Raw genomic sequence first — 6,834 nt, 5'->3', positions numbered from 1 at the left:
GGTGCCGAAGTGGCGCGCGGCCAGCGCCGCGATCCGCCGCCGCGCGGGCGATTGCCGGCGGCCGCGCAGCGCCTTGGTCAGCATGCCGGTTTCTATCTCGACCGGGCAGGCGGTGGCGCACAAGCCGCAGGCGGCGCAGGTCTCCAGCCCCTGATAGTCGTACAGGGTCCGAAGCTCGGTCTCGCGCGCGGTGTCGCCGCCCTCATCGGCCAGACGGGAAATCTCGCGCCAGCCGACGATCCGCTGGCGCGGCGTCAGGGTCAGGCCGGCCGATGGGCACATGCGCTCGCAGAAACCGCATTCGATGCAGGTGTCGACCAGTGGGTCGGCCTTGGGCATCGGCTTCAGATCGCGCAAGTGCGCCTTGGGATCGTCGTTCAGGATGACGCCGGGGTTCAGGATGCCCAGGGGATCGAGCAGGCTCTTGATCTCGCGCATCAGCGCGTAGGCGTCGCGGCCCCACTCCATCTCGACGAACGGCGCCATGTTGCGGCCGGTGCCGTGCTCGGCCTTGAGCGAGCCGTCATAGGTTTCGACCACCAGCTTGCAAACATCATCCATGAAGGCGGCGTAGCGTTCGACCTCGGAATCGATCGCGAAGTCCTGGGTGAACACGAAGTGCAGGTTGCCATCCAGCGCGTGGCCGAAGATGATCGCCTCGTGGTAGCCGTGCTTGGCGAAGAGCGCCTGGAGGTCCAGCGTCGCGGCGGCCAGATCCTCGATCCGGAACGCGACGTCCTCGATGATCACCGTGGTGCCGGCCTTGCGCACGGCACCAACCGCCGGGAACAACCCCTTGCGGATCTTCCACAGCTTGCCGAACTCGTCCGCCCTCGAGGTGAACACGGCCGGCCCGAGGGTGGTGACGCCGGCCAGCACCGTCGCGATGGCGGCGATGTTGGCGTCCAGTCCGCCGACATCCTCGGCGCGGGTCTCGACCAGCAGCGCCGTGACGCCATCGGCCAGCCCCCGGATCTCCGCCGGCATGCCGGGCTTGTCCTCGACCGACCGCAGCGCCGCCCTATCCATCAGCTCGACGGCGGAGACCGGCGCCGGCTTCAACAGCGCCACCGCGCGGCAGGCCTCGCCGATATCGGGGAACAGCAGCAGCGCGCTGGCCTTGTGGGCGTGATCGGGGACGGTGCGATAGGTGATCTCGGCGATGAAACCCAGCGTGCCCTCCGACCCGATCATCAGGTGCTGGAGGATGTCGACCGGCTCCTCGAAATCGACCAGCGCGTTGATGCTGTAGCCGGTGGTGTTCTTGATCGCGAACTTGGCGCGGATGCGGGCGGCCAGTTCCTTGTTGGCCTTCGTGGCGCGGCCCAATTCCGCCAGCCGCTCCAGCAAAACGCCATGGCTGGCGCTGAAGCGGACGAGGCTGGCGGCGTCACCCGTGTCGACCAGGGTGCCGTCGGCCAGCAGCAGGCGCATCGACACCAGCGTCTTGTAGCTGTTGTCGGAGGTGCCGCAGCACATGCCCGACGAGTTGTTGGCGGCGATGCCGCCGATCTTGGCGCTGTCGATCGAGGCGGGATCCGGTCCGATCTTGCGGGCATGCGTCGCCAGCCGCCGATTGGCGTCCGCTCCCAGGACACCAGGTTGCAGCCGGATCAGCTTGCCGTCCCGCTCCACCACCATGCGGTTCCAGCCTTCCCCCAGCACGATCAGGACGCTGTCGGTCACCGCCTGTCCCGACAGGCTGGTGCCGGCCGCGCGGAAGGTGACGGGCAGCCTATCCCGGCGGCAGGCGGCGAGGACGGCGGTGATCTCCCGCTCGGTGTCGACCTTGACCACGACGCGCGGCACCAGCCGATAGAAACTGGCGTCGGTGCCGTAGGCCAGCAGCCTCAGGGGATCCAGGATCACTCGATCCGCACCGAGCAGGCCAATGAACTCGGCGCCGATCCGATCATGGGCGGCCCGCTGGTCGGCGTCGGTCCCGCCGATGGCTCCGGCGATCTGGGAGGAGGTTCCGTCTGGCATTCCGCGCGCCTTCCTGTCGCCGGCGGCTTGACGCCGGTCATTTGTGAAAAACAGGGGGCCGTCAGGATGCGGGGCATCATGGTGGGATGGTCGTGGCGTTCCTCCAGGATGCGGCCGTCTCCGCTGGGCCGTTGGCGTCACGGATACTCTCACTTACCGTTAGCGTAAAGCGGTAAAATGTTTTGCCCAATCCCGCCCATGAACCGAGAAGTGGCTATTTTCCTTTACCCACCACGAGGTTGATGCCCTGCTGGCGGCGAAGTGCGACCTCGAGTCGCGCGTCGGCCCGCTGAGCCTCCCGCACCGCCTCGGTGGTCGACGCGACGTGGGCGTCGGCGGTGGCGCGCGCCGCCTCGGGGTTGCCGGCCGCTATCGCGTGGAAGATCGCCTGATGCTGGCGCAGGAAACCGTCCCGCACGCCCCGGCGCTGATACAGGCTGGTCCGGTCGTAGAAGACATCCTCGCTCATCATTCGGATGAATTGCCGCATGATCCGGATCATCACCTGATTGTGCGACGCCTCGTAGATGGCGAGGTGGAAGTCCACGTCGGCCGCCGCCTCGATCGACGGATCGTCCAGGTCATGGGCGTCCTCCATGGCCGTGAGGCAGGCGCGCAGACGCTCGATATCAGCGTCGGTGGCGCGCTCCGCCGCGAAGGCGGCCGATGGCCCAGCCATCATCCGGCGAAATTCCAGGTAATCGAACGCCGTCTCGGGATGGCACTGGAGCAACCGGCTGAGTGGATCGGCTGGCCCCGCGTCGGCGTCATACCGGTGGTCGGACGCCTCTTGATCGGAAGTTTGGTGCTGGTCGGGTGCGTCGTTCATATCCGGATGATACCGGTGCGCGCTCCCGCCCTTCAAGGCCTGCGACATCTGCGACACTCCGTCCAATCATTTTTCAATGTACAAGGCGCCGGTATCTGTTTTATCCAGCATTCCCAGAGTCGGTATATTTATTTTACCACATTAACCGGCTTGGCAAAAAATAAATCGCAATCTGCCGCGCCGGACTCCTCCTGGCGGACCGCCCTTGGGCATCCGGATCGGCACGCTAGAGTGGAAACATCATGCAGCCCTGGATGCAAATCTACGATCCCGCAGGCAATCTGTGGGTTTCATCGCTGATCGCGGCGCTTCCGATCATCTTCTTCTTCGTGGCGCTCGCCGTACTTCGGATGAAGGGCCACATCGCCGCGACCATCACGGTCGCGCTGGCCCTGGCGGTTGCGATCCTGTTCTACGGGATGCCGGTCGGCCAAGCCCTGGCCTCGGCCGGCTATGGTTTCGTCTATGGGCTGTGGCCGATCGCCTGGATCATCCTGACGGCCGTGTTCCTGTACAAGGTCACGGTCAAGACCGGGCAGTTCGACATCATCCGCTCGTCGATCCTGTCGATCACCGAGGACCAGCGCATCCAGATGCTGCTGGTGGGCTTCTCGTTCGGCGCGTTCCTCGAGGGCGCCGCCGGCTTCGGGGCACCCGTCGCCATCACGGCGGCCCTGCTGGTCGGCCTGGGCTTCAACCCGCTCTACGCCGCCGGCCTGTGCCTGATCGCCAACACCGCCCCGGTCGCGTTCGGCGCCATGGGCATCCCGATGATCGTCGCCGGTCAGGTGACCGGCCTGGAAGCCTTCAAGATCGGCCAGATGGCCGGCCGCCAGCTGCCGCTGCTCGCGGTCTTCGTTCCGTTCTGGATCGTGTTCATCATGGACGGGGTCCGCGGCGTGCGCGAGACATGGCCGGCCATCCTGGTCGCCGGCTCGACCTTCGCCTTCGGCGTCTATTTCACCTCCAACTTCATTGGCCCGGAGCTGCCGGACATCACGTCGGCGCTGATCAGCCTCGTCAGCCTGACGCTGTTCCTGAAGGTGTGGAAGCCCAAGCGCATCTTCCGCTTCGCCGACCAGGCCACCACCAAGGTTCCCACCACCAAGGCTCCCGCCGCCGTCGCCACCCGTCCGGCCGCCGACTACACCGGCGCCCAGGTGATGAAGGCGTGGTCACCCTTCGTCGTGCTGACGGTCATCGTCACTGTCTGGAGCCTGGCGCCGTTCAAGGCGGCCTTCGCCAAGACCGGCGCGTTCGCCTCCACCGTCCTGTACTTTCCGATCGACGGCCTCGACAAGCTGGTGACCAAGGTCGCCCCGATCGTCACCTCGCCGAAGCCGTATGACGCGATCTACAAGCTCGATCTGGTCTCCGCCACCGGCACCGCGATCCTGCTGACCGCGCTGGTGTCGATCGTGTTCCTGCGCATGCGTCCGGCGACGGCGCTCGCCACCTTCGGCGAGACGGTGATGGAACTGCGCCGCCCGATCTACTCGATCGGCATGGTGCTGGCCTTCGCCTTCGTCGCCAACTATTCGGGCCTGTCGTCCACCCTGGCCCTGCTGCTCGCCGGCACCGGCAAGGCCTTCCCGTTCTTCTCACCCGTGCTCGGCTGGCTGGGCGTGTTCCTGACCGGCTCGGACACGTCGTCCAACGCCCTGTTCGGAGCGCTCCAGGCGACGACGGCGCAGCAGCTCGGGCTGTCCGACATCCTGATGGTGACCGCCAACACGACCGGCGGCGTCACCGGCAAGATGATCTCGCCGCAGTCGATCGCGGTCGCCTGCGCGGCGGTGGGCTTGGTCGGACGCGAATCCGATCTATTCCGCTTCACGCTCAAGCACAGCCTGTTCTTCGTGACGATCATCGGCGTCATCACCGTGCTCCAGGCATATGTCCTCACCTGGATGATCCCCTGATCCGAAAAGGGCGGAGCCTCGGCTCCGCCCGCCTCCACGCCGATCACCGCCCCGATCAGCGCGCGGGTCCCTTCTCCAGCCAGCGCGCGATGTGCAGGGCCACATCCTCCCAGCCCGGCTGCAGCATCATCGAATGGCCCATGTCGGGGAAGAAGGTCGCCTTGGTGCCGAACGCCCAAGCGGTCGCGTGGACCTGATCCGGCGGGAACAGCAGATCCTTCTCGGCGCCCAGCACCAGGACGGGCGGCTTGTGGCTGGGCAAGGGCGGGAACGGTATCCAGCCGCCGATGTCCAGCATCACGCGGCGCGATTCCTCCTGGACCCGGTCCTCGTAGCGGGCGGCCTCCTCCCGCGGCATCGAGTCCGAGAACATCGCCCGGTACAAGGCCTCGAAACCCATCGCCTGGGTTCCGAACGCCATCATCTTCGACATTTGCCGGAACACGTAAGGGTCGCGCCACGCCAGCCCGACGGTGGACGCCATCAAGCCATGGGGTGGCGCCGAGGCCATCAGGACGGCGGCCGGCAGTTCCGCGTCGGCGGCCAAGGCGCGCTGGACCACCATGCCGCCCATGGAATGACCGATCAGCACAGGTGGGCTGGAACACTCCCCGGCGGCCGCCAGCACGTCCTCGACATAGTCGGCGATGCCGAAGTCATGGATCCTGTCCTGTCCCTCGCTCCGTCCATGACCACGCAGCGAAACCGCATGAGCCTCGTAGCCCCGGGCGGCGAACCAGGGCAGGAACTTCTCCGCCCAGATCCAGGCGCCGCAGAAGGCGCCGTGGACGAACAGGAGCGGGACCGGCTTGGACGGTCCCGACGGCGAGTGGGAGAGGATTTCGAGATTTCGCATGGAATTTCTGTCAGGCGGGAAAAAACGGTGCATACCGACTTAACCCGCCGAGGTCGACGGGCAAAGCGATTTCCGCGGAACCAGTGACGCGCGGTGTCGAAGTCGGGTGCGACAAAGGTATGCCGGAACGGTGAAATGTAAAGTTCAGCATTGAAATTTGGCGCGGTAGTCATGGAATTGAAATACAACAAATACCGTATTCACTAAATTCATAGCCGGACCATAATAAAATTCGTGACATGCATAACGAAATCTATCGCCTCCTGTTGTGCGTGTACATAATTTATACACGGGAGAGCATCATGTTCATGAGAGTCGACAAGTTGCAGGTCGAGTTGCCGGCCCCCGAGAAACAGGATCCCAACGCCGCCGCGGCGTTGCAGGAATTGCTCGGCGGCAAATACGGCGAGATGTCCACGCTGAGCAACTACATGTTCCAGAGCTTCAATTTCCGCAGCAAATCCAAGCTCCGGCCGTTCTACAGCTTGGTCGCCAGCATCACCGCCGAGGAGTTGGGCCACGTCGAACTGGTCAGCAACGCCGTGGCCATGCTGAACGCCGGGCCGGACATCCAAGGCAGCGAAGCCGGAGGAGCCGACATCACCGGAGCGCCCTTCGAGGACATGCAGGATATCCGCCTGGCCGCTTCGTTCCTGTCCAATGGCGGCGGCGCCATGCCGATGAACAGCAACGGCGCCTCCTGGAACATGGACTTCGTCACGACGACGGGGAACGTGGTGGTCGACCTGCTGCACAACTTCCATCTGGAATGCGGCGCCCGGCTGCACAAATTGCGCGTCTACGAGACCTTGACCGATCCGCTTGGCCGCGAGGTCTGCGGCTATTTGCTGGTGCGGGGCTCGGTCCACGCCCACGCCTACGCGCTGGCGATCAAGAAGATCACCGGCGTCGAGATCGAGAAGATGCTGCCGACCCCGAACATCAACTTGGACAAGATCCCCGAAAGCCAGAAATACCTGGCCGAGGGATCGCACCGCCGGCTCTACCGCTTCAGCCCCGACGACTACAAGGACATGGCGGGGATCTGGGGCAATGGCGAGCAGGCCCTGCCCGGCGATCCGCCGGGTGAACTCGAGGTCGTCGACGGCATGCCGGAAGGCGGCAAGATCCACGATCTCACCGGTGTCGCGTCGGCCTTCACGCCCGACTACGCCCCCGAGGAGATGTTCGAGATCGCGACCAAGCTGTATAAGAAGTCGCGCTAGACCCGCGGGGTCCTC

At 65.1% G+C, this 6,834-nt stretch carries 5 protein-coding genes; 2 read left to right on the top strand and 3 right to left on the bottom strand.

The genetic code is table 11. The features are described from left to right. Positions 1 to 1,986 (bottom strand): FAD-binding and (Fe-S)-binding domain-containing protein (locus N825_RS31190; RefSeq protein WP_084165221.1); only part of this gene is annotated, 1,986 nt, incomplete at its 3' end. Between the two features lie 214 nt (positions 1,987 to 2,200). Continuing rightward, a complete protein-coding gene (locus tag N825_RS31185; protein WP_051513686.1) occupies positions 2,201 to 2,863 on the bottom strand; it encodes an FCD domain-containing protein in 663 nt (220 codons plus the stop codon). A 194-nt stretch (positions 2,864 to 3,057) separates the two neighbouring features. On the opposite strand from N825_RS31185, the gene lldP reads away from it, so the two are divergent. After that, positions 3,058 to 4,737, top strand: a complete 1,680-nt coding sequence (gene lldP / locus N825_RS31180; protein ID WP_037460361.1) for an L-lactate permease — start codon at positions 3,058 to 3,060, stop codon at positions 4,735 to 4,737. A 55-nt stretch (positions 4,738 to 4,792) separates the two neighbouring features. Here the strand turns inward: lldP and N825_RS31175 are convergent, their stop codons facing one another. Beyond that, positions 4,793 to 5,593, bottom strand: coding sequence for an alpha/beta hydrolase (locus N825_RS31175; protein WP_051513684.1), 801 nt, complete (start codon positions 5,591 to 5,593; stop codon positions 4,793 to 4,795). Positions 5,594 to 5,895: 302 nt separating this feature from the next. On the opposite strand from N825_RS31175, the gene N825_RS31170 reads away from it, so the two are divergent. Further along, positions 5,896 to 6,819, top strand: coding sequence for a manganese catalase family protein (locus N825_RS31170; protein WP_037460402.1), 924 nt, complete (start codon positions 5,896 to 5,898; stop codon positions 6,817 to 6,819). Positions 6,820 to 6,834: the final 15 nt, after the last annotated feature.

Origin of the sequence: Skermanella stibiiresistens SB22, from assembly GCF_000576635.1 — a bacterium.
GTDB classification, from domain to species: Bacteria; Pseudomonadota; Alphaproteobacteria; order Azospirillales; family Azospirillaceae; genus Skermanella; species Skermanella stibiiresistens.
This window is presented reverse-complemented; position numbering and strand designations above follow the sequence as displayed.

Excerpts from the sequence above, each read along its gene's own strand:
- N825_RS31185 (WP_051513686.1), bottom strand. The coding sequence starts at position 2,863 with ATGTCGCAGGCCTTGAAGGGCGGGAGCGCGCACCGGTATCATCCGGAT.
- lldP (WP_037460361.1), top strand. The coding sequence starts at position 3,058 with ATGCAGCCCTGGATGCAAATCTACGATCCCGCAGGCAATCTGTGGGTT.
- N825_RS31175 (WP_051513684.1), bottom strand. The coding sequence starts at position 5,593 with ATGCGAAATCTCGAAATCCTCTCCCACTCGCCGTCGGGACCGTCCAAG.
- N825_RS31170 (WP_037460402.1), top strand. The coding sequence starts at position 5,896 with ATGTTCATGAGAGTCGACAAGTTGCAGGTCGAGTTGCCGGCCCCCGAG.